This window comes from Thermogutta hypogea (assembly GCF_055386265.1).
In genome coordinates this window covers 1978704-2001213 of sequence record NZ_AP042425.1, presented here as the reverse complement: position 1 = coordinate 2001213, position 22510 = coordinate 1978704, and the positions used below count along the sequence as shown (strand labels likewise).

Sequence of the window (22510 nt, the reverse complement as noted above, 5' to 3'; positions counted from 1 at the left end):
CGGGGCGGAGTGCGGAGGTATGCAAGATGTCGCGGTTGCAAAGATGCCGGCGCATGGCCGAAGGCGAAGGTGAGAAGGTTTTGCGAAGACGCGGGACGAAGCTGGGACCGATCGTCGCGTGTCTTACCGTCGCGGCAATCGGCGGAGCGGCCTTCCCGGATGCGAAGGCATTGGCGGGCGAGGCTACGGAGGGGCCGACCGTGGTTCGCCGCTTATTCCGCGACCGCGAGCAGGGGGAAAACCTCCTCAAGCCGGATGCCTGGCGCCCTTACGGCGAAGGGTATGTGCAAGGTGACGACGGTGTCTTGATTTGCGACAACGGTGCCGCGACCGCCCAGCGGGGCATCGTGCAAAGTCTGGAGCTGAACCAGTCCGAACCGTCGCCGATCGTGGCCTTCGCCGAGAGCGCAGCCGAACAGGTGGGTGGCGGCAAGGATTCCAATTACTCGCTTTACTTGGACTTGGTCTATCAGGACGGCACGCCGTTGTGGGGACAAACCGCGGCGTTCTCCCCGGGTACTCATGATTGGGAACCCGCCAAAGTCCTCATCTTCCCGGATAAGCCGGTCAAGCGAGTTTCGTTCTACCTGCTGTTTCGCGGACATTCCGGGCGGGCGTCGTTTCGCCATGCCCGACTGCACGAACTGAAGACCGACGGGCCGGTGGTACGATTCGACGGTGTTCCTTGTTTGCGGCCCGATCGCCCTCGCGACGGTTTCAGCGTTCGAGACGTTGCGGCCGATTCCGACTTCGTGGCGATCGAGCGGGCGGCCCTGGGGTTGGAGTTGGACGTTCGCGTTTCCCAATCGAAGGACGCAGCGATAGAATCGCCCCAGCCCGCCGCCTTCTACGACGTCAAGCTCAGGGATACCACCGGGCGGGATCGCGCGGTGACCTTGGTTTTTTCCCTTCCGGACGCGTGGGTTCGCGCAAACGATGGAGAACCGTTGATGTGGTGCGGAGCACCGGACGTTGCCGAACGGACGGCGCCGGATCGGGAATACATGATCGTTGCAGCGACGCGGGCGGGGACCGGCCGGGGACTATCGCGTTGGCCCTTGGCGGCTATTACCGGCGGCAGTCGGGGATGGGCAGTGGGCATCGACATGGCCTACCCGGCTGTGTTCCGCTGCGGATATAGCGCGGGCACGGGCGAGCTTTTCGCGGCCTTCGATTTGGGCCTTACCAAGGAAAAACCGGAGGCTACGTTGCGTCTGGTATCGTTCGCCTTCGATCCGGAGTGGTCCTTTCGCGCGGCGTGGGAGCAATATCAGCGTCTCTTCCCGGAATCGTTCGTGAACCGTCTTGCTCGGCACGGGCTGTGGATGCCTTTCGCCAAGATCAGCGAGGTGCGCGATTGGCAGGATTTCGGTTTCGCCTTCAAAGAAGGAGACAACGAGACCGCTTGGGACGACGAGCACGGCATCGTGACCTTCCGCTATACCGAGCCGATGACTTGGTGGATGGCCATGCCGCCGGATGTTCCCAGAACCTATGACGCGGCGACGGCGTTTGCCGAGAACTTGGCTGAGCGGGGCGATGTGCGGGCACTGGCCTGGCGGAGCAGCAGCTTTCGCGATTCCGATGGTAGGATCCCCGTTCGCTTGCTCGATACGCCGTGGTGCAATGGAGCCGTGTGGAGCATGTGCTCCTTGCCGCAAATCCCCGCAGCCCATACGGACTTCAGGCTGAAGTGGAACGATTCGTTGCGCAATCGCTTATACGGTCCGAACCGCGCGGCCGACCTGGACGGCGAGTACGTCGACTCCAGCGAGGGTTACGTGACGGATGAGTTGAACTTCCGGCGGGATCATTTTGTGGGCGATCGACCGCTGACGTTCGATTCTCAGTATTTGCGTCCGGCGGTCTTTCGTGGGTTGATCGCGTATGAATATGTCCGCGCCCTTGCTCGCGACGTGCATGCCATGGGTAAATACATGATGGCCAACGGCACGCCGTACCACTTGTGTTGGCTCGTTCCTCTCTTGGAAGTGGCCGGGTCGGAAACCGACTGGAATCCGGGCGGGCAATGGCGGCCCATGACGATTTCGGAGTTGTTATATCGCCGAGCCTTATGCGGTCCGAAACCGTATTGCTTCCTTCAAAACACCGAGTTCGAGCAATTTGGAGCGGACTTGGTCGAAAAGTACATGAAGCGATCATTGGCATTCGGGATGTTTCCCGGTTTTTTTAGCGCCGACGCCTCGACGGGGCACTATTTTCGGCGAGCCGAGTTGTATGAGCGGGATCGACCTCTTTTTCGCAGGTATGTTCCGCTGTGCCGTTTGCTTTCCGAAGCCGGTTGGGAACCCGTGACTTGGGCGCGGACCGAGAGCCGGGAAATACACCTGGAACGATTCGGCGAGCGTTATCTCACGGTATTCAATGCCGGCGATGCAAATCGGAATGCGGTCGTCCAATTGGCGGCTGCGTGGAAATCCCGCGATGCGGCGCGCGACCTCGTCACCGGGCGACAATTCCCCATCCGCGAGGGACGTCTGGAAATCGCGCTGGATGCCGAGGACGTGGCGTTGCTGGATTTGCAACCCGGACCGTGACGTCATGTCGCAAAGGAAACGTCGCAGAGGAAGAGACGCTTTTCGGGGTCTCGTCGTCTGCAAAAAGGATTGCGATCGCGAAGCGAGCCGCCTAGCCGTCAGCGGATTTTGACTCGGAACCGGATGATTCCCCCCTCACCCGGCTTGAGCGGCCGATCCAGCTCCCATTGCAAGAGCGAGGAGCCGGCCTCGTTGGCCTGCGCGGAAAAGACCGCCTCCACGCTTGCCTGCGCGGAATTCGGTTCGTATTCCAACCTCGGACCGAGATTGTCGATGATGACCGCTCGTTGGATGACCGCGGTCCCCACGTTGTCGAACCTCAGTGTGAAGTCCACGATGTCGCCGGGTTGCGCCGCGTCGGTCGAGGCCGTCTTGATCAGCCGCAGCTTGGCCTCGCCGTGCTCGCTTTTGACCACGTAAACCGTGTGCAGTTTGGTCGTGGCGGCGGCTTCGGCGGCGGCCGTGCCGTCGAGAATGATCTGGACGGCCTGGTCGGAAGACCATGCCATCGCGGCTTGGACGCTAGCGGCGAGCGTGGGAATTTCCTGGGAATCCATGACTCCGTTGACGATGGCACGGAGGTTTTCGTAGGGTTTGAAGGCGTCGCTGAAGCCTTTCGGACCGAGCGCCTGAGAAACCGCGCCGTCGCCTTGGCGAGACAGGAAAAGACCGGCCCCGCGTCTGCCGGTTGTGCCCAAGGGCTGATAGCGCTGGGTCCCGACGCCGGGTTCCAGCCTTTCGTTGCCTTGAGCCAAGTGGGTAGGCAGGTGGACGCCGGCCGTGCTTTCCGCCTGATCGTTTTGCTGAACGCCGACCACCTGGCGTACCGCCGCGAATCGGGGACTGTAGATGAAGGCCCGGTTGAACGGCTGCACCACGGTCTTTCCGTCCGAGGCGGTGTATTGTGCGACCGCGTCTTCCGGATTGAGCCCGATCACGCCGCCTTGCGAGGGCGCGGCGAAGGGCGGTAGATCGCCGCCGTCGGCGAGAAATTCATCCTGCGGCCACGGAGCGGCAACGCCGGGCGGCGACCAATGCGTCGGCGGCATGCCGGGAGGCATTCCCAAAGGAAGCGGCGCATAGGGCGGCATCGCGGCTATTTCGGGGACGGTTTCCGGGGACGTTTCGATATTCTGCACCGGCACGATCGGTCCTGCCGGCCGGGCCGGTTGCGGGCCGGAAGGCATGCCGGCAGGCAAAGCGTCCATTTGGGAGAGGGCAGGGGAGGGTAGGGGTGTGCCGGCTAGCGGTGAATGGTTCAACGTTCCCAACGGGCGGCACGAACAAAGAACCAGCAGGCAGCCCGCCGCGGGTATTCGGCGGAGGGCTCGCGAAAACAAGCCGATGCGATTTCGCCGATTCCGGTTCGGAGTGTTCATCGCACGCCTCCCGCAACATCCGGCAGCGCATGAGAAAGGCGACCCGATTCCGTACGCGGCGGACGCGGGAGGAGCTTGACTTTCGCCGGATACGGCACGAACGGCGGACAGCCGAAGAGAAACGCCGGGTCCGCCTGCTCCTCCGGCATGGGAAGCCTCCCGCCCAAACGAATGATCGCTACCGGACGCCCCAAAACGTCCGCCGTCGCCAGGGGATCCTGGTTCGGCGGTACGTCGAACCAAGGTTGTTCGGGCCCGTTCGCCGGGGCGGGTACGGCTTGCGTCGGGTCCTCCAAGTAAATCACGCGCGTGACGAATTTGCCTTCCAACGCCAATCGCAAGTCGTCGAGCGTAATCTCCGCGATGATTGGAAATTGGGCTTCCCGGCCCGGGGGCGGATAGGTGCGGTCCACGATCTCCAAGGTGGGAAACAGCTCCATGCCCTCTTGATTCACGAGCGGGATTTCCGTCAACCGCAGCCGATAAACCCTGCCGATCAGCAGGCCGGCCGTGAGCGGCGCAGGGCGTGGGTCCGAGAAGGCGCCGTTTTCCGCCAACGATACATGGAGTCCCGCCGGACCGCGAATCTCGACCGGCTGGAAGTAGTTATCCACCGGACCGCCGCGGTGAATGCGCGTGGTCCCGACCAAGCCCGGCGGGGTTCGTGCATTGAAGTACAGGTGCGGCGAAGACGGTTGCGCACGTACCTGCGGCGACCACAAGACGGCGACGAGGATCAGCAGCATCCTGACGGCGCCGCGGCGACCGCCCGCGGACTTGGTCGGAGCCTGGGGCTTCGCGCCCGTTCCTTGCTCCCGGCGAACTTGGGGAAAATGGCATTCGAACATCGCTGGTCTTCGCATCTTGGAGCGGTTTGACGGTGCCCGCGTAGCTTATTTCGAAAGGACGATGAAAAACGGCCATCCCGTCGTGGAAGTCATGACTCTTCGACGAGGGACGGCCGTCTCGGGTACGTCGGCGAAAGGTTCCTGGGTTCCTTGCGCCCCCATGGCGTTCGGCAAGTCGCCGTCTTGGCTATTGCGGCATGGCGTCCGTGGGGCACGCCTCGGCCGGCATGGCCTGGCCGACGACTTCATTCCCGTAGGACATGGGTTGCCGATACACGGTCGGTCCCGGCAGCGTCTGCTCGTTGATGAACACGTGGTCGGCCGGCTTGGGATAGCTGATGCCGGGGCTTTGCTTGACATCCACGCGGAATCGTTCCGTGGGCGCCGGCATGTGAACTCGCGTGTGATTGACCATCACGTGACGCTGCAATCCGGCCTGACCGCCCAGGGGAACGTGCGGCGGACCGGGCAGCCCGATCGGCGTTCCGCTCATCGGCATCCCGTATTGCGGGGCGTTCACGCCCGAAATGTAGTTTTGGGGAACCGTACCGCCCGGCACGCCCATGGCTTGCGGGGCGAACGGCGTAGCTTGCAGGCCGTTGGGATAGCCGGCCGGAACCACATCCTGCGGCCCGATCGCTTCTCCCGGTACTTCCAGGTCGCGATTACCGATCCGCACGATGGCGAGGATGGAGCCGCGACGATCGGCCTCCACGATAGGATCTACGCCCGGGTCGAGCCGCGTGCTAACCAAGGTCTCCACGCCGGCCAAAGCCAACTCTTGGTAGTTGGGATCCGGGAGATAGATGACCTTGGTCACAAAATTGCCGCTCAACACTTGGTCGAGGTCTTCCTCGGTAATCTGCACGGGAATGGCGTTGTGGGCAATGAAGGCCTCCGTGCGCGGCATCGCGGGGCCGACTTCCAACGTCGGGTACAACTCGACGCCGGGACGCCCCGGAATGTTCGTGAGCTTCAATCGATACATCGCACCTTGCGGGAAGTTGTACCGGCCGGGGCAAATCAGCGGTTCGGAGTCGAAAGCTCCGGGGGCGGTAACATCCCATAAAACTTGCATGCCCTCGGGACCCGCGAAGAGGATCTGGGACACCGGCACTTGGGCGGGCGCCAGCATGGGCATGTAGGCCGTTTGAACTCCCGGGCCGGGACCGCCGACGCCGGGCCCCGGCTCCATGAGTCGTTGGGCCGGCGGCAGGTTCTGTTGAAAGGGACCTTTGCAGCCCACCAGGGCCAGCAAGGCGACACACATCAGACTTCCGTATCTCATCAGACATCCCCCCTAAATGGAATCCGCTCGGTGGGCGGTCATCGCCCGCGTCGTATGTCACGCCGGGCGCCGCATCGTTCCATCCGAACCGACCCGGGAACACCTCACCAGACCATCTGCGACCGAACCTCCAAGGAGCCGGTGCGGGAGAGCCGTTAGCCTCTTTCAGGGTTATCGTCGGCCGATTTCGCGGTGATTCTTTGGTAAATCCGGCAAAATCATCAACCTGCGCATCTTGGACCCAAACGGAGGCTCGCGTTCTCTCAGAAAAGACCGAGCATTGGGTCTTATCGTCATAATTGCGGCGGAAGTGCCGTCAAAATCCGCGGCTTACCACGTGCTTTCGCAACCGGAAAACACCGGAAATCCGGCCGCCATGACCGTCGCAAAGCAGCCGAAACGGGAGGGAATCGAGAATGCCCAGCGAGATCCCAAGGCAAAGAATCGGGATCAGGTCATCTGTGGAGAAAAGGTGGGCGGGACACCGCCGAAGCCTAAGCTGACGGCGTCGGAACCGCGCGTTTGGTCGCCAGCAAAGAGGCCACGCGCACGGCCTCTAAGAGACTGCCCGGATCGGCGATCCCCTTCCAGGCAATGTCAAATGCGGTTCCGTGGGCAACGCTGGTACGGACAATCGGCAGGCCGACCGTGACATTGACCGCCCGTTTCATCCCCAGCAATTTCAAAGCGATATGTCCCTGGTCGTGGTACATGGCGACCACGGCATCGAATCGCCCGTCCCGCGCGTGGACCATCACGGAATCCGCCGGCAAGGGGCCGTCGGCGTTGATGCCCTCGCTTTGCGCCCGGCGGACGGCGGGGGCAATAACGGTTGCTTCCTCTGAGCCGAACAAACCGCCCTCACCGGCATGCGGGTTCAACGCGCACACGCCGATACGCGGTTTGCCTTCCTTCAACAGACTGACGAAATGATCGACCAATTTAATTTTGCTGTGGATTTCATCCACCGTAAGCGATTGGAAGACCTTGCGCAGCGCCGTGTGCAGCGTTACGTGAATGACGGACAGGCCCACGGGATTCTTCAGCGGGGCTCCCGGCGCCAAGTAAAGAAGCATGGCGAACTCCCGTGTTCGGCACAATTCCGCGAGCAGCTCCGTATGGCCTGGATAATGATGTCCCGCCTTTTGCAGGGCTTCCTTATTGATGGGAGCGGTCACAACGGCTTGCACTTTGCCCGACAACGCCAACTCCGTCGCCAAGAGAATGGCCCAATGAGCCGCCTCTCCGGCCCGGGCATCGATACGGCCGGGAGGAATGTCCGGCGCGTGGCCGTCGCCCAGCGTCAAGCAAGGAATGAGGCACGGCGAAGGTTGGGCGTCGTCCACGGATGCCACTCCCCGCACGTCCAGTTGTAGCTTGCGAATGGACGCCGCTCGCCGGAGGTAGTCCGCGTATCCCACCACCACCGGGCGGCACCACTGATGCAATTCCGGTGAGGACCAGGCGGCGACGATGATTTCGGGGCCGATGCCGGCGGGATCCCCCTGGGTAATGGCAACGAGCGGTTTGCCGCTGACGAGAGTCATGGCAAGGTCTCCTTATGATGGCGGAACGTGTCGGTCGCCGCGCTCTCTTTGTGACTCATTGTAGGAATCGGACGGCAACGGTTGCAAACGACTTTGCGGCATCGCGCGGCTCGCCCGATCGTCCCGGCAGTCCGGGGAAATCAGCCCCGCGCTCCGATTTGGCGTTTTCGCCCGAGTCCCGGCATTCTATCATCTTACAAGCACGGGGTTTCGCCCGGCATGGGAGAACCCCGCCGCAAGAGGCAGTGGATTCGAAGCGGGAAGTCGGAGCATCCGAATGAAAGCGTGTATCCAACGGGTCGCTTGGGCTCGCGTGCGCGTGACGGGCCGGGTCGTGGGCGAGGTCGGCAAAGGCATTTTGGTGTTGCTGGGCATTGCGGGGGACGACGGGGACGACGAAGCCGAGTTGCTTGCGCAAAAGACGGCCGGCCTACGCATCTTTGAGGATGAGGAAGGCAAGATGAATCTGGCCGTGGGAGAAATCGGCGGCGCGGTCCTGGTCGTCAGCCAATTCACGCTTTTGGCGGATTGCCGCAAAGGGCGTCGTCCAAGTTTCACCGCCGCGGCTCCACCCGAACAAGCCGAGCGGCTTTACAGGGTCTATGTCGAGGCCCTTCGCAAATTGGGACTGGCCACCGCCGAAGGACGGTTTCGGGAGCATATGGAGGTGGAACTTCTCAATGACGGACCGGTGACAATCCTGCTTGATTCCAAAGAACTGCGGCGTCCTCGGCGCAGTCCGCTCGGCGGGGATGCGGACAAAAGCTAGACTTTCTTGGCACCATGCCCTGCTCGACCGGTGCCTTCCGCCGAGGATCCGGAGCGCAACGAAACGCGGTGTTCGTGTTAAATCAGAACCAACGGAGAGCGAAATAGCATTGTCGGTATTCCGTGCGGCCCTGTTTCGGCGGGGGAGCCGCACAGAAACACGCGCCGAAGGGACAAGGAGCACGGGGTGAATACCCTGCCCATTGCAACATTCGATTTGATCGTGCTGATCCTCGTCGGAGTTTCGCTGATTCGAGGAGCGTGGCGCGGCTTTGCATGGCAAGTGGCGTCTCTCGCATCACTGATTGTGGGGACTGTCGCCGCCGTCCGCTTCGGACCTCAGTTGGGAGAGCGACTGAGCGCTGAGACGCCGTGGAATCATTACTTGGGTATGTTCATCGTTTTCGCCGCGTCAGGCCTCCTGATCTGGATGCTCTTTCGCTGGATTTCCGCGGCAATCGATCGCATGAAACTGAAAGATTTTGATCGCCAACTCGGCGCTGTGTTCGGGGCGATCAAGGGGCTGCTTATAGCAGGCATAGTCGCGTTTTTCGGAGTCACCCTTTCAGAGGGGTTTCGAGTGGTGGTCCTATCTTCTCGTTCGGGGCCGGTGCTTACCAAGTTGATCGAACGGGCAGCCACGGTCTTGCCGCCCGAGGTCCGCAGGCAGATGGGGGAGTACCTCGACGAGTTCGAACGGCAGAGGTCCCCGCAGCAGGGATTGCCCGGCTCTGAAAGTCTCGACTTCTCCTGGCCGGCCGCAACGGATTCTCCCGCGCGGCTTCCCGCTTGGACGCGCGATCTCGCGGCGGCGTACCGCATGAGGTCGCCGTCGCTGCGAGAGCGGGCGATCGGCCCACGGGCTGCCGAAGTTTTGCCGCGGGATGCACTTCCGGGATCGAAGACGCAAGTTGTGGGCAAATTGTGGGAAAATCCTGGTTTCTGACCGAACATAAGAAACATTATCGGACGTTGGCGATGCCGTCCAAGTCCGTCGCCTCCGGTCTGCACCGGCCCAATAACCTGCGGGCTTCGTCGCCTCGTTCTCTGCCTCCGCCGCCTTTGAGTTTGGGACGCGTGACATGCCTGCCGTTCCAAGTCGGTCAACAGGTTCGGCTCGGTCCGCAATGAGTGGCGCGGGTTGGAACGACGGCGGTTTCCGCCGACGAGACCGGCCTGAAACCGGGGGCGGACTTCACGGCTCCGCGCGGAGATCGCTCAAGCTTCGGTAGGGGGCTCGGCTCGCACGGGTGTGCCGTTGCGAATCTCTTCTCCGCCCTCCAAAAAGACTCCCATCCGGCGAAACTTCTCGTAGCGGCTTTGCACCAGTTCAGGGATGGGAATGGTGCTGAGTTCTTTAAGCGTATTACGAAGATAGGTCTTTAGACGCGAAGCCGTTTGGAAGGGATCGCGGTGTGCTCCGCCCAAGGGCTCGGAAATGACGGCGTCGATGATGCCCAGCCGCATGAGGTCCTTGGAGGTCATTTTCAGGGCTTCGGCCGCGTTTTCTTTGTACTGGCGATCCTTCCAAAGTATCCCGGCGCAGCCCTCGGGGCTGATGACCGAGTAGTAGGCGTGTTCCAACATCGCAACGCGGTCGCCGACGCCGATGCCGAGGGCGCCTCCGGAGCCGCCCTCCCCGATCACGACGCAAATGATGGGGGTCGGCAATTGCGACATGAGGAACATCGACTCGGCGATGACCTGAGCCTGGCCCCGTTCCTCGGCGGCAATGCCGGGGTACGCGCCCGGCGTGTCGATAAAACAGATGATCGGCTTCGAGAACTTGGCGGCCAAACGCATCTTGGCCATGGCCTTGCGGTAGCCTTCCGGATGAGCGCAACCGTAATTGCAGGCCAGACGCTCCTTGGTGTTTTTGCCCTTGTCGTGGCCGACGAACATGGCCTTGAAGTCATCCAGTTTGACCCAACCTGTTCGGACCGCCCGATCGTCGCCGTAGCATTTATCGCCGTGCAGCTCCACGAATTCCTCGAACACCATTTGCAGATAGTCCGAAGTCTTGGGACGCTCCGGATGCCGAGCGACCTCCACGACCTCCCAAGGCTTGAGGTTCTCGTAAATGCGTTTCTTCAGTTCGGCCAATTCGATTCGCCTTTGCTGGAGCTCCTCACGGGCTTGAGGGTCTTCGTGGGAGATTCTTTCCAGCTTCTCGACGCGGGCTTCCAGCTCGTAAATGGGCCGTTCAAAAGCCAAGCGATATTCCGTTGCCGGCATGGTTCACAATCTCTCGTGATGGTTGCTACGGATGAATCTTGCGCGGCGTTTGGTCGCCGTGAATCGACGCCCTAGTTGCTGCCCCTGCTGGATTTCCGCGGTTCCAAGGCTATGCTCCCGGGACGAGCAAGGGAGAAACCTCACCCGCCGGTTTCTCTTTGAATATCTCCACATCGTGCAGCAAACCGTAGAACTCCGCCACGCTGCGAAAACGATCGGCGGGCCGTTTGGCAAGCGCCTTTTGCAACAGTTGCGAAAACTGCGGGGTGATGTTGGGGTTGAGCGACTCGATCGGCGGCGGGGCGGCCTTGAGATGCCGATTGAGCAATTCGGTTTGATTGATGCCCGTAAAGGGCGGCCGTCCGCACAGGAGCTCGTAGATGGTACAAGCCAGACTGTAAAGGTCGGCCCGACCGTCGAGACGGCGATTCTGGATCTGTTCCGGCGAAATGTAGCTACAGGTGCCCTGGATCTTGGTCTTGGGGGAAAGCAGCCACGCCAAGGGATTGGAGATCCGGCGACACAGGGCGAAATCGATCAGTTTTACCTCGCCGCTCGGCCCGACCAAAAAGTTTTCCGGTTTGATGTCGCGGTGCACATAGCCCTGTCGGTGCAGGTACGCCACCGCTTCCACCGCTTGGAAAATGATTCGCTTGGCGAGATGGGCGTAGGCGTCGATTCCTTGGCGGATGAGAGCCTTCATATTGTTGCCGGAGAACCATTCCATGGCGAGAAACGGGATGCCGCGATGGGTGCCGAATTCCACGATCCGGATGACGTGCTCATCGTTCAATTGCGATCCGACCGTATACTCCCATTTGAGGTAACCGATCTGCGTGCGATCCTTGCGAAATTGCTCCTGAAGGAACTTGACGGCGAATAGCTCTCCGGTCACGTCGTAAATACCCTGCCACAGTTGGGTAGTAGCACCCATATAGACGGGGTTGATGAGACGATAGCGACCGATGAAAACGATTCCCGTGCTCACGACAAACCTGCGCAGAAAAAGGCGTGAGTACTACCCTCATCTAGGGGGTAAATTGCAGTGGTCAAAGCTATGCGGCATCAGCTTGGACCGTCTATCTTACCGAAAAACCCCATTCGTCACAACGACGAATCAGGCCTTTTCCCGTGCTTCCGGTACAAGCAGGAAACTCGAGCGCCGCGAGTTTCCCGGTTTCGGGGTGGAAAGGCAGATCTCGGACGGAAATTGCCTCCAACTTCCGCACTGGAAGTTTCAAGCGAAGCGAGGGGCGAACAACGGCGGAAAGGATGGAGGCGGGGCGACTACGGGCTGTCGAGCGGCGATCGCCTTCGCTTTTCCTCCAGGACCCGACAGTAAAGCGCCCGGATTTGCTCCGTCATGGCGTGATGGGAGAACATGGGAACGCACCTCCCCTGCCCTGCCCTGCCGAACTGTCGGCGAAGGTCCGGAGAATCGATCAATCGCTGGACGGCCAGTGTTAGGGCCTCCACATCCCTTGCCGGGACGAGGAAGCCGGTTTGGTGGTCGAGGCAAACTTCACGCGCCCCGTCGACGTCGTAACTAACCACGGGTTTTCCAGCCAATAACGCCTGAGGGAGAACCCGGGCAAGGCCTTCTCGGAGGCTGGCATGGACCAAGATGTCCATCGCCCCTACCAAATCCGGTAGGTCTGAGGGATCGACCAGGCCGGTAAGCCGAAAGTACGCCGTCAGCCCGGCCTCTGCGATCTCGCGTTCCAGGTCTGATCGCAAGATGCCGTCGCCCACCCATAGAAACCGAATTTGAGGGTTTCGAGGTATCAAGCGGCGCGCCATGGCGATGACGTCGCGGTGCCCTTTCAAGTGGAAGAGCCGGGCGATTTTCCCGATGACGCAATGTTCGTCGTTGTAGCCCAATTCGCGGCGGACTGCGGCGCGTCGCTCGTCGGCTCGCAGAAACGGTTCGACTTCCATGCCGCTATAGATCGTGACGCACTTGTGCCGATCGGCAACGCCGGCATCGACGGCCGAATCAATCATGGCATCCGCAACTCCGATCAGGGCGTGGCATCGCCGTGCCGCGTAGCGTTCGCAAAGGATGGAGAACCATCGGGCCGGAGCGATTTGATAAGGGTGGAACGGTGCGCCGTGGATCGTGTGAATCACCGCCGGGACGTCGAGCCGCCAGGCGGCGATGCGGCCGAGGATGCCGGCTTTGGCGCTGTGAGTATGGACGACGTCGGGTTGAAACCGGCGAATGATGCGACGGAGAGCGAAGTAGGCCAAGGCGTCGCGCCAGGGGTGAATCTCGCGCCGCAAGGCCGGGACGATTTCGGTCGGAATTCCGGCATTGCGTGCCCGCTCCAAGAGGCTTCCCTCCGGTCCCAAGGGCGGACCGGTCACCAAGAGGACGTCATCCCCGAATCGCTGCCGTAAGTCTTCGCAGCACAAGACGGTGTTTTCTTGGGCACCGCCGAGAATCAGTCGGGTGATGATGTGGATGACGCGCATGGATCGGGTTCAGTCTTGCCCGGTTGTCGGGACGCTTGCCGCCGTTCCGCATGCGATAGCGCAATGGCAATTTGCCCGGCGGTGCGGTGGTATTCTGGGGGATGGGTGCGGAAGCGAGTTGCTACGCGGTTCCGGACCGTTCAATTTATTCAGTCTATACGAGCGGAAACTCCGGATGCAGGACTCCGCTCCAGGGTGAGCGTTCGTTGCAGCCGAACGCGACGGATTCGCTGCCGGGATAAGTCACCGAAATGAGAAACAACGCGTGGGGGGGAGCGGTGGCGCCGGCGCATCGTCGGTCTCGCCCGGCCAGCACGTCCCGGACCCACGACGCCGGTCGGGCTCCGCGTCCCACGTCGACCAAGCTGCCCACGATGTTTCGCATCATGTTGTACAGAAATCCGTCCGCCGTCACGTCGATCGTGATGAGATGTGGAATGAACCGGCTGCGACCGACACACAAGTCGTGGATGGTACGCACGCTGGTGGCACGCGGGGATCCCGAGCTTTGGAAGGCGGAGAAATCATGGGTGCCGCGGAGGGCTTCCGCGGCTCTAGCCATGGCCGCGGCATCCAGCGGGCGGGGATAACGCCAGACGTACCGTCGCAGAAACACATTCGGCATTTCGGCGTCCGAGAGGAGATAACGGTAGTGCTTCTGCTTGGCGTCGCGGATGGGGTGGAATTCGGCGGGCGCCTCGTCGGCCGAAAGGACGACGATGTCGTCCGGGAGCCGGGCGTTCAGTGCCTTGCGGATGACCTGGGGCGGTAACGCGCTATTGGTTCGAAAAGCCGCCACTTGTCCCACGGCGTGGACGCCGGCGTCGGTCCTGCCGCTGGCCAATACGCGGACTTTGCGACCGATCAACCGGGCCACGGCGGCCTCCACGGCGTCTTGGATGGTTCGCCCCGACTTTTGGCTTTGCCAGCCGTCGTAATCGGTTCCATCGTAAGCCAGTCGCAAACGAATGCAGCGCATAACGCCGTTCACGCGGAAGCCGAGGTTTGGGACGCGTCGGAAGGCCGATCGAAAGCGGGAAGTCGATGCACGGTCGTGATCGGCCGCCCTCCCCTACTCGGCTCTTTCGCTTCCCTGCCGCTTCCCTTTCTCGGCTATCGTTTTCCGGAAGGTTCACCGTGCCGCAGAAGCTCGACGATCTGAACCGCGTTCGTCGCCGCTCCTTTTCGGAGATTGTCGCTCACACACCAGAAGGCGATGCCGTTGGGGGAGGAAAGGTCCTCGCGAATGCGGCCGACAAAGACCTCGTCGCGATCGGAGCAGTCCTTGGGCATGGGGTACAGTTTGGCATTCAGGTCATCCACCACGACCATGCCGGGGAAGGCGGCGAACAACTCTCGAGCTTTCTCCACGGTGATCTTCTTTTCGGTTTCAACCAGAATCGACTCGCTATGACAATTGGCCACCGGTACGCGTACGCAAGTGGGACAGATCCGGATCGAATCGTCTTCCAATATCTTGTGCGTCTCGAAGACCATCTTGAGTTCTTCGGAAGTGTAGCCCTGCTGTTTGGGAGAGCCGATCTGCGGGATCAGGTTGAAGGCCAAGGGATGAGCAAAGGTGGTGTTGGTGTAGGAGCGACCCTCCAGTGCAGCCTTGGTGCCCTCGATCAAGTCGTGGGTGCCTCCCACGCCCGCCCCGCTGGCGGCCTGGTAGGTGCTGACCACGACCCGACGGACGCGGCCGAAGTCGTGCAGCGGTTTCAAGGCCACGACCATTTGCGTGGTGGAGCAGTTGGGGCTGGCGATGATGCCCTGATGCCGGAACGCGGCGTGCGGGTTGACTTCGGGAATGACCAACGGGACCTTGGGGTCCATCCGCCATGCCGCGCTTTCGTCCACGACCACGCAGCCCATCTCCACGGCCTTGGGGATGAAGTCCTTGGCCACGTCGTCCGGCGTACTGCTGACGACCAGGTCGACTCCCTCGAGGGATTCCGGTTTTAGCTCCAAGACCGGATAGTTGCGACCGCGAAATTCGATCGTTCGTCCAATGGAACGCGCTGAGGCCAGAAAACGGTACTCTTCAAAGGTTACCGAACTTGATTCCAAGAGTCGGCACATGATGCGGCCGACGGCTCCGGTGGCCCCGACGACGGCTAGCGACTTGAACATTACCATCACTCCTAAATGCGCTATGGGTACGATCGAGCTTTCCCGCGGTTTGGTTACGGGTGAGCCGAGAACGGAAGTTTTCCAAGGCCGGTTTTCCGATCCGCAGCCCTCCCAATATCCGTCCGGCGGGAAGTTGGCAAAGATTCGTGTTTTGGGAGGGTAATGCCGGTTCGGAATCCCGTCAGTGTACCGGTCATTCCGTGCTTGGACAACGGCGCCCGGCGGAGGGTTCGCGGCTGAGAGCAAGAACGCCTGAGACGCAGTGTTTCAGCAGCCGCTTTGTGAGCCGCGCGCGAAACCCGCCAGACACATGGGGACAGAATCCTGCCGTAACGTAGTTTTCCCAACGGGACAATGCAAAAAAGCACGGGGGGCGACCCGTTGTCAGGCCGCCCCCACGGCTTCGATTCTTTCCGCCGTTCCGCCGAGGGAATCTCGCCGTCGCTTGGATGATGCGATTCCTAACCCGGCAGCATGTTGATCACCGTCAAATCCCGGCCACGTTTTCCGTGGGCAATTGGAAGGAGAAAGCGACGCCTTTCTTGTCGCCCGCCGTCAGAATCACTTCGCGGGTTTCTTCATACGCCTTGCCGTCGCGTTCGATCACGGCGGTGACCGTGTAGCGGTACTGTAAGCCGCTTTGCAGTCCGTACGAAACGTACTCACGGCGCGTGCCGACGCTCTTGGTCGGGAGGCCGTTGATCGTAACCGAGGCGTCCGCGGGGACGTAGATCGTCAGCAAACCGCTGTCATTCCGCGTCGGTACTTCGTAGCTGGTGGGATTGATCGGCGACGACATGGGAGCGTCGGGAATCATCATCGGATTATTCGGCTCGGCTCGCGGCGCCGGCTGGAGGGGTTGATTGTCAGCCGGAGCGGGTGTCGGGACCAGCGGCGTGCTCGGCACGCTTACCCCCGACGGCTCGCAGTCGCAGGCGTCCCAACCGCAAACATCGCAACAACCAATCCAGGGCGTCCGATACCAACGGTAGGGACCGAGAATCAATCGCCGAATCGGACCGGGGCGGATTCCCACATACCAACCGCCCACGGCCGGTCCGCAGCACGGATCGCAGGGAGTCCAGCAAGGATCGCAGGCGGTCCAAGAAGGTACGTACGTCGGACAACAGGGGTCCCAAACGCGCCAGTGCCAAAAGGCCTGGGCGTCGTGTACGGATACCAGTGACACGAAGGCGCCCGCAAGTACTGAGTACAACAACGTCTTCCGCGGCATGGGGATTCTCCTTATCGTTTGGCGACTTGCCCTCTCCCGGTGCAATACCGAGGGACGATGCCGGGCGAAACCGCATCCTTCCCTCTACAATAGTCTCGCCAAGGTTTTCCGATCAAGTAGGTTGGGCGTATTGCGGGGTTTGGTCGCTCGGGCAAGTCGGCTCGGCCGTGCAAGATGGAGCGTTCTTCGAGGGTGCCGTTGGTTGCTGCGGCCCGGCATCTTGGGAGCCCCGATACTCTCCGTCCCGGGGCTTCACCGCGCCGCTAGGCATCTGTGTAAATCATCGGAGGATCGCGCGGGAGATATTGGCCGGTCGATTCGGTTCCGTCACAATCCTACCTTCCCGATCGCGTGACCGGCGTAATCTCGATCGCATCGAAGGATACGATGCCGACGGCGCCGAGCATACCGATGCCGAGGATGGCTTCTCGACCGGCGGGGGGGACTTCGATGACGGCCGTCCTTTTTTGCCACGGAAACGTACCTAGCAACGGTCCCACCGACCATTCCCCTACGGTAGCCCGATTAGCGTCGTAGAACGTAATCGTGACGGTAGCCGATTCTTGGGGGGTGGCGCCCGGCCTGATCCCTTCGCCTTTGACCCAAAAACTCAGATGGATCCGCCGAACGAATCGGCCGTCGAGGGGAAATCCTTGCAAGGCACGCGCCGGCCTTCCCGGCACTTCGTTGTTGAAGCGGGCGTAATTCTTGCCGCTCGGCGCGGAGTTATCGGATCGTAATTCGAACTGCCGGAAATAATACCAGCCGTCCGGCTCGCGACGTTCGTTGGCGGCCTCTTCGAAGTCTCCGTTGACGAGCTTCGGGTCGCGCGGATCAGGCTGAATCTTACGGCGCGTTTCCGCTTCTCCGGTCATCGGGACGAAGAGCGTCGGCCGGAGCGCCTCTTGCTCCATGCGACCGTTCCTCTTTCGCAGCAGGTAAAGGGTCTGGCGGTATCGCTCACCCAAGGGAATCACCATGCGGCCGCCTTCTTTGAGCTGCTCCACGAGCGGTTGAGGGATGTCTTCAGGGGAGCAGGTGACGATGATCTTGTCGAACGGCGCGTGTTCGGGCCAGCCTAAGAACCCGTCTCCCGCCTTGACGAAGACGTTCCTGTAGCCCAACCGGCGGATCGTTTCGGCTGCTTGGGCCGCCAACGGTTCAACGATTTCGATGGTGTAGACCCCGCGGACCAATCCGCTTAGTACGGCGGCTTGGTAACCGCTTCCCGTTCCGATTTCAAGTACCTTGTCGTCGGGTTGCGGGTCGAGCTGTTCGGTCATGTAGGCGACGATCAAGGTGGCCGAAATCGTTTGTCCGAAGCCGATCGGCAACGCCATGTCATAGTAGGCCAAGGTGCGCTGGGCCGGTGGGACGAACTCGTGCCGCGGCACGGTACGCATGGCTTCGAGGACTCGCGGGTTGCGAATCCCGCAATCAATGAGATCCCTGCGCACCATTTCTTCTCGCAAGGCGGTAAACACGTCTTGCGCTCGTGCAAAAGGCGGTGTGAGGGATAGGGCAAACGTTGCCAGCAGTAGGACGGCCCGCACGGTTTTCCCATCGCACGGTTGCGTAGGCTTGGACGACGGCATGGCGGCGGCTCCTTGCGCGGACACCCGGAGGAATCCAAGGTTAACGAGTTCGGTATGCCTTCGCATCCTCAAACCCCGAAATCACCGTTTCGAACGCGGGGCGAGGCGACTCGGCCATGAGCTCGCGTCTTTCGGCCGACACTTTGGATTTTACTACACACGACGGTTTTTTTCGCGAATGAGGTCGGAAGCGACGGCGGATTGATGGCGCGCCTTGGGGCGGCTACGGCAGCCCGTCGGCCAAGATTCGCGGCTCCGATTCGAGGCCGCTGCCCGGCGGTAATGCCATTGAGAGAGTTCTCTTGCGGGGGAGTCGGGTAAATAATGAACTACATCACCGCCCCGCGGCGGAGAGGGAAATCCGGCTTGGCCTAATGGGAAAGTGTAACACTCATGATGAATATGCAGCTCAAGGAGGCCGTCGTACGACGTATTCTGCCGAGGGTTCAGACGCCGGGCCAATACGTGGGGGGGGAGTTGCATGCGGTGACCAAGGACCATCGACATGTTCGGGGCAAGCTTTGCTTCGCTTCCCCGGATGCGTATGCCATCGGAATGAGCAACCACGGCATGCAGGTGTTGTATCAAGCCGTGAATCGTTTGACGGATTGGGTCTGCGAGCGGGTGTTTGCTCCCTGGCGAGACATGGAGGAGGCCTTGCGGCGAGAGGGGTTGCCGCTCTACTCCTTGGAGAGCTTCACGCCCCTGAACGCCTTCGACGTGGTCGGCTTTTCGTTGCAGTACGAGCTGTGTTACACCAATGTGCTTACGATCCTGGATCTGGGCGGCATTCCCCTGCGATCACGGGATCGCCGGGAGAGCGACCCGCTGGTCATGGCGGGTGGGCCGTGTGCGCAGAATCCCGAGCCTTTGAGCGAATTCATCGACGTGTTCGTGATCGGTGACGGCGAAGAGGCCTTGCCGGCGGTCTGTCGGCGGTGGTTGGAACTGCGATCACGAGGAGGACGTCGCGCGGAGTGGCTGAACGCCTTGGCACGCGAGTTTCCCTTTGTTTATGTACCGCGGTGCTATCGCGTCGAGTGGTCGCTGGAGGGCTTCCCCGTCCGTGTGCCCGGGGATGATGCGGTTCCCAAGGTAATCTCGCCCGCCGTCCTCGCGGACTTGGAAGGCTTTCCCATTGTGACCCGACCGATCGTGCCGAACGTGGAGGTGGTGCAAGATCGAATCGCCATCGAGATCATGCGGGGGTGTCCGTGGCGCTGCCGATTTTGCCAGAGCACGACCATCAAACGGCCGTTGCGTTACCGCCGAGCCGAGACCATCGTGGAGGCCGCATGGGAGGCCTATCGTAACACGGGAATGAATGAAATCTCGTTGCTCTCGCTCTCTTCCAGCGATTACCCGCAGTTCGATCTCTTGATTCGAAACCTGCGTGAAACCTTCGTGCCGTACGGCGTCGCCATTTCGGTTCCCAGTCTGCGGGTCAATGAGCAACTCCGCACGTTGACGGAACTGTTGACGAGTGAACGGCACTCGGGGTTGACCGTGGCTCCGGAGGCCGCCCGGGACGATATGCGGCGCCAAATCAACAAACGGATTCGCAACGAAGATCTCCTCGAAGGCTGCCGGCGGGCGTTCCAGCAGGGGTTTTCCCGCGTCAAGTTGTACTTTATGTGCGGGTTGCCGGGAGAGAGGGAGGCGGATTTGGCGGGGATCATCGAGTTGGCTGAGGAGATCTCGCGTATCGGTCGGGAGGTCCGCGGGAGACCCGCCGAGGTAACGGCCTCCGTTTCGAACTTCGTACCCAAGCCGCACACACCCTATCAATGGCATCCTATGCAGACCCGGGAGTACTTCCAGGCCGCGCATCGCTTCTTGAAGACGCGAAGTCGCATGCGAAGCGTTCAGGTGAAGTGCCACCCCGTGGAGTCCAGCTTGCTGGAGGGCGTCATGGCTCGCGGGGATCATCGCCTGGCCGATGCCTTGGAGCAGGCCTGGCGGCAGGGATGTCGCTTCGACGGCTGGAGTGATCAACTCGATTCCGAAACGTGGTGGCGAGTCCTTCAGGAAACGGCAATGGATATCGAGGGGATTTTGCATCAGGAGAGAGATGCCGCCTCATCCTTGCCGTGGGATCATATCGGGATCCGCCAAGGGCGCGATTATCTGGATCGAGAGCGACAACGAGCGGCGACTGAGGTGGTCTCGCTTCTCAACGGAAATTAGATTCGGCCTCTTTGCACCCACTGGTGCATTTGGCTGCAACCCGCAAGGGTGTAGCATAGTAATACACTTCGGCCGTTTGGAAAGTCTCCCTAGGCCAATCCCGTTGCAGCCGATTTGTTCATCTTGTCTCGGCTCGATACAGCGGTTTTTCCGGTCCGGCGGCCGCCGGACTTGGCATAATTCGGAAAGAATGCCATAACATTCATTCCAATAATATTTTGCGGTTTAGGCTCGAGGGAGAATTCTCTGCGGAACAGTATTTGCTCTTAAATTTCTCAGTCTGAAGAAGGCTGGCCCGTGGGGTTTCCGGCGGAGCGTTGGGCGCGTGGTTTCCTTGCCCTTGCCACGTGACCAAGCCACTGCGGAGGTGGCTCGTCGGAACCCCCTTTTTTTTCGGCGGTCGCCCTTCTGCTCATCCCCTTCCGTTTCCCGTAGCCGTCAGCGGGACGTGAGTTGGTCTTGACGGTTTTCTCGCCGGACCTTAGTTTTCAAGCGTTTCCTCGTGGTGCCGGTGATCCGGTCCGCCGCGATGGGATGCACGGTTTTGGACGGCCCTCGGCGATTTCAGCATGGACGCTTCCGCTATGAATCACTCATCTTGCCCGCAGCATTCTTCCCTGCCTCGAACCGGCTCCGTGAATCTCGAGCGTCCGGTGCCTTTCCTCGATCTCAAGCGCAGTCATACGCCGATGCGAGATCGCATCGTGGCCGCATTGGCGGACGTCTGTGATTCCGGGGCATTCGTCTTAGGACCGGAAGTCGAGCGACTGGAAAAGACGCTGGCCGAGCATTGCCAAGTTCCGCACGCCATCGCATGCTCTTCCGGAAGCGAAGCCCTGCTGCTGGCGTTGATGGCCTTGGGAGTCGGTCCCGGGGATGAGGTGATCGTTCCCAGTTTCACCTTTTTCGCCACCGCCAGCGCCGTCACACGACTGGGTGCAACGCCGGTCTTCGCGGATATCGACCCCAAGACGTACAATATTGCTCCGCTGGATGTCGCGAGGTTGATCCATCAAACGACCAAGGTCATTTTGCCGGTGCACCTCTTCGGACAAGCGGCGGACATGGGGCCGATCCTGGCGTTGGCGGAACGTTTCAAAATCGCCGTGGTGGAGGACGCCGCTCAAGCGATCGGCGCGGAGTATCAAGGTCGCCGCGTGGGCAGCATGGGTTGTATCGGCTGTTTCAGCTTCTATCCCACGAAGAACCTCGGCGCCATGGGAGACGCGGGTATGCTCACCGCCTCTGCGACGGAGACCGCGGAGAGGCTGCGGCTCCTGCGTGTTCATGGCATGCATCCGCGATATTATCATTCCCATATCGGCATCAACGGCCGTATGGATGCCTTTCAGGCAGCGGTACTGAACATCAAGTTTGAGCTGCTGGAGAGTTGGACGGCCGAGCGATCCCGGCAGGCAGATATCTACCACGAGCTCTTTCGGGAGTTCGGGCTGGATGGCGTGATCGGGTTGCCGGTCGCCTCGCCGCAGGGAAGGCACGTCTGGAATCAATTCGTCATTCGGGTTCGCGACGGCCGCCGCGACGCGTTACGTCGGCACCTCTCGGAGCGGAAAATCGGCTCCGAAATCTATTATCCGCTCGGCCTTCACGAGCAGGAGTGCTTCCGCCACCTGGGGTATGCGCCTACCGATCTCCCCGAGACGTTCGCCGCGGCCAGGGAAGTGCTTGCCTTGCCGCTGTTCCCGGGATTGACGGTGGATGAGCAATATGTGGTCGTGGCGAGGATCGCGGAATTCTACCACTCGGCCCCCTCGCGGAATCAAGTTGCGGCGCCTGTCTTTTTGAGCCGGTCGGCCAATCGCGTCTCGGCTCCATTGCCGGACTGAGCGCGTCTTGCATCCGGCCGACGTTCGATGCCCCAGCGAAGGGGGATTCGCACGCTCATCGCAGGGATGAATGTGCCTTACTTGCGTGCCTGTTTGGCTGCCTGAGCGGGGTTGAAGACGCCGGGCGGGGTCTGCGCCGTTTCCTTCTTCTGTCCTTCTTCGGTGAGGACCTTCCCCCAGGTCGTGCCTTCGAACTCCAGATTCCGCGGGGCACTACGGCGCCGGCTGGGGGCCAAGGCCACCATAAGAGCCAGGAGCACCGTCAGGATCGCCACCAGGTACCCGGGCGCCCAAGCGGAACCGGAACTGCCCGCCGACTCCTGGGCGTAAATCAGGAGAGACGCCACGTCGGCGAGAATGATGCTTTCCATGGTCGGCCTCGCGTGGGACCAAGGTCCCATGATAGATCTCTTGGA

17 protein-coding genes are annotated in these 22510 nt (G+C 61.2%); 5 read left to right on the top strand and 12 right to left on the bottom strand.

What is annotated here, in order from left to right:
• Nucleotides 1–53 precede the first annotated feature (53 nt).
• Complete coding sequence (locus ACZ5B4_RS07175; RefSeq protein WP_464913749.1) at nt 54–2558, top strand: hypothetical protein; 2505 nt, start codon at nt 54–56, stop codon at nt 2556–2558.
• Nucleotides 2559–2656: 98 nt separating this feature from the next.
• Here the strand turns inward: ACZ5B4_RS07175 and ACZ5B4_RS07170 are convergent, their stop codons facing one another.
• The 4 genes from ACZ5B4_RS07170 to pdxA all read right to left on the bottom strand — a co-directional run bounded on the left by ACZ5B4_RS07170 (nt 2657) and on the right by pdxA (nt 7620).
• The gene (locus ACZ5B4_RS07170; protein WP_464913748.1) at nt 2657–3937 is read right to left on the bottom strand and encodes a hypothetical protein; all 1281 of its coding nucleotides are present in this window, start codon (nt 3935–3937) and stop codon (nt 2657–2659) included.
• Complete coding sequence (locus tag ACZ5B4_RS07165) at nt 3934–4785, bottom strand: hypothetical protein (protein WP_464913747.1); 852 nt, start codon at nt 4783–4785, stop codon at nt 3934–3936. Before ACZ5B4_RS07165 ends, ACZ5B4_RS07170 begins: the two co-directional genes overlap by 4 nt.
• Before the next feature lie 187 nt (nt 4786–4972).
• Entirely contained in the window at nt 4973–6073 is a 1101-nt protein-coding gene (locus ACZ5B4_RS07160) for a hypothetical protein (RefSeq protein WP_464913746.1), read from the bottom strand.
• Nucleotides 6074–6567: 494 nt separating this feature from the next.
• Nucleotides 6568–7620 carry a 4-hydroxythreonine-4-phosphate dehydrogenase PdxA gene (pdxA, locus tag ACZ5B4_RS07155; RefSeq protein WP_464913745.1) on the bottom strand — a complete coding sequence of 351 codons (1053 nt, stop codon included), beginning with the start codon at nt 7618–7620 and terminating at the stop codon, nt 6568–6570.
• Between the two features lie 277 nt (nt 7621–7897).
• Here pdxA and dtd point away from each other — a divergent pair, with 277 nt between their 5' ends.
• Both dtd and ACZ5B4_RS07145 read left to right on the top strand, forming a co-directional pair.
• Entirely contained in the window at nt 7898–8389 is a 492-nt protein-coding gene (dtd, locus tag ACZ5B4_RS07150) for a D-aminoacyl-tRNA deacylase (protein WP_464913744.1), read from the top strand.
• Between the two features lie 186 nt (nt 8390–8575).
• Nucleotides 8576–9334 (top strand): CvpA family protein, encoded by a 759-nt coding sequence (locus ACZ5B4_RS07145; protein ID WP_464913743.1) that lies wholly within the window; start codon nt 8576–8578, stop codon nt 9332–9334.
• A 272-nt stretch (nt 9335–9606) separates the two neighbouring features.
• On the opposite strand, the gene ACZ5B4_RS07140 is transcribed toward ACZ5B4_RS07145, so the two are convergent.
• The 7 genes from ACZ5B4_RS07140 to ACZ5B4_RS07110 form a co-directional block, all read right to left on the bottom strand.
• A complete protein-coding gene (locus ACZ5B4_RS07140; protein ID WP_464913742.1) occupies nt 9607–10623 on the bottom strand; it encodes an acetyl-CoA carboxylase carboxyltransferase subunit alpha in 1017 nt (338 codons plus the stop codon).
• 109 nt (nt 10624–10732) lie between these two features.
• Nucleotides 10733–11611 (bottom strand): serine/threonine protein kinase, encoded by an 879-nt coding sequence (locus ACZ5B4_RS07135; RefSeq protein ID WP_464913741.1) that lies wholly within the window; start codon nt 11609–11611, stop codon nt 10733–10735.
• A 299-nt stretch (nt 11612–11910) separates the two neighbouring features.
• Nucleotides 11911–13098 (bottom strand): glycosyltransferase family 4 protein, encoded by a 1188-nt coding sequence (locus tag ACZ5B4_RS07130; RefSeq protein ID WP_464913740.1) that lies wholly within the window; start codon nt 13096–13098, stop codon nt 11911–11913.
• Nucleotides 13099–13252: 154 nt separating this feature from the next.
• Nucleotides 13253–14077: a tRNA pseudouridine(38-40) synthase TruA gene (truA, locus tag ACZ5B4_RS07125; RefSeq protein WP_464913739.1), complete on the bottom strand. Its 825-nt coding sequence runs from the start codon at nt 14075–14077 to the stop codon at nt 13253–13255.
• A 134-nt stretch (nt 14078–14211) separates the two neighbouring features.
• A complete protein-coding gene (locus tag ACZ5B4_RS07120; RefSeq protein ID WP_464913738.1) occupies nt 14212–15231 on the bottom strand; it encodes an aspartate-semialdehyde dehydrogenase in 1020 nt (339 codons plus the stop codon).
• 487 nt (nt 15232–15718) lie between these two features.
• Nucleotides 15719–16465, bottom strand: a complete 747-nt coding sequence (locus ACZ5B4_RS07115; RefSeq protein WP_464913737.1) for a TIGR03000 domain-containing protein — start codon at nt 16463–16465, stop codon at nt 15719–15721.
• A 335-nt stretch (nt 16466–16800) separates the two neighbouring features.
• Complete coding sequence (locus tag ACZ5B4_RS07110) at nt 16801–18060, bottom strand: protein-L-isoaspartate(D-aspartate) O-methyltransferase (RefSeq protein WP_464913736.1); 1260 nt, start codon at nt 18058–18060, stop codon at nt 16801–16803.
• A gap of 393 nt (nt 18061–18453) precedes the next feature.
• Here ACZ5B4_RS07110 and ACZ5B4_RS07105 point away from each other — a divergent pair, with 393 nt between their 5' ends.
• Together ACZ5B4_RS07105 and ACZ5B4_RS07100 are read left to right on the top strand one after the other, a co-directional pair.
• The gene (locus ACZ5B4_RS07105) at nt 18454–20247 is read left to right on the top strand and encodes a TIGR03960 family B12-binding radical SAM protein (protein WP_464913735.1); all 1794 of its coding nucleotides are present in this window, start codon (nt 18454–18456) and stop codon (nt 20245–20247) included.
• A gap of 635 nt (nt 20248–20882) precedes the next feature.
• The gene (locus tag ACZ5B4_RS07100; protein ID WP_464913734.1) at nt 20883–22094 is read left to right on the top strand and encodes a DegT/DnrJ/EryC1/StrS family aminotransferase; all 1212 of its coding nucleotides are present in this window, start codon (nt 20883–20885) and stop codon (nt 22092–22094) included.
• 77 nt (nt 22095–22171) lie between these two features.
• On the opposite strand, the gene ACZ5B4_RS07095 is transcribed toward ACZ5B4_RS07100, so the two are convergent.
• On the bottom strand, nt 22172–22465 hold the full coding sequence (locus tag ACZ5B4_RS07095; RefSeq protein WP_464913733.1) for a hypothetical protein: 294 nt from the start codon (nt 22463–22465) through the stop codon (nt 22172–22174).
• Nucleotides 22466–22510: the final 45 nt, after the last annotated feature.

Coding starts and splice junctions, on each gene's coding strand:
- ACZ5B4_RS07165 (WP_464913747.1), bottom strand. CDS start 4,785: ATGTTCGAATGCCATTTTCCCCAAGTTCGCCGGGAGCAAGGAACGGGC.
- ACZ5B4_RS07110 (WP_464913736.1), bottom strand. CDS start 18,060: ATGCCGTCGTCCAAGCCTACGCAACCGTGCGATGGGAAAACCGTGCGG.
- truA (WP_464913739.1), bottom strand. CDS start 14,077: ATGCGCTGCATTCGTTTGCGACTGGCTTACGATGGAACCGATTACGAC.
- ACZ5B4_RS07170 (WP_464913748.1), bottom strand. CDS start 3,937: ATGAACACTCCGAACCGGAATCGGCGAAATCGCATCGGCTTGTTTTCG.
- pdxA (WP_464913745.1), bottom strand. CDS start 7,620: ATGACTCTCGTCAGCGGCAAACCGCTCGTTGCCATTACCCAGGGGGAT.
- dtd (WP_464913744.1), top strand. CDS start 7,898: ATGAAAGCGTGTATCCAACGGGTCGCTTGGGCTCGCGTGCGCGTGACG.
- ACZ5B4_RS07115 (WP_464913737.1), bottom strand. CDS start 16,465: ATGCCGCGGAAGACGTTGTTGTACTCAGTACTTGCGGGCGCCTTCGTG.
- ACZ5B4_RS07095 (WP_464913733.1), bottom strand. CDS start 22,465: ATGGAAAGCATCATTCTCGCCGACGTGGCGTCTCTCCTGATTTACGCC.
- ACZ5B4_RS07160 (WP_464913746.1), bottom strand. CDS start 6,073: ATGAGATACGGAAGTCTGATGTGTGTCGCCTTGCTGGCCCTGGTGGGC.
- ACZ5B4_RS07105 (WP_464913735.1), top strand. CDS start 18,454: ATGATGAATATGCAGCTCAAGGAGGCCGTCGTACGACGTATTCTGCCG.
- ACZ5B4_RS07175 (WP_464913749.1), top strand. CDS start 54: ATGGCCGAAGGCGAAGGTGAGAAGGTTTTGCGAAGACGCGGGACGAAG.
- ACZ5B4_RS07120 (WP_464913738.1), bottom strand. CDS start 15,231: ATGTTCAAGTCGCTAGCCGTCGTCGGGGCCACCGGAGCCGTCGGCCGC.
- ACZ5B4_RS07140 (WP_464913742.1), bottom strand. CDS start 10,623: ATGCCGGCAACGGAATATCGCTTGGCTTTTGAACGGCCCATTTACGAG.
- ACZ5B4_RS07130 (WP_464913740.1), bottom strand. CDS start 13,098: ATGCGCGTCATCCACATCATCACCCGACTGATTCTCGGCGGTGCCCAA.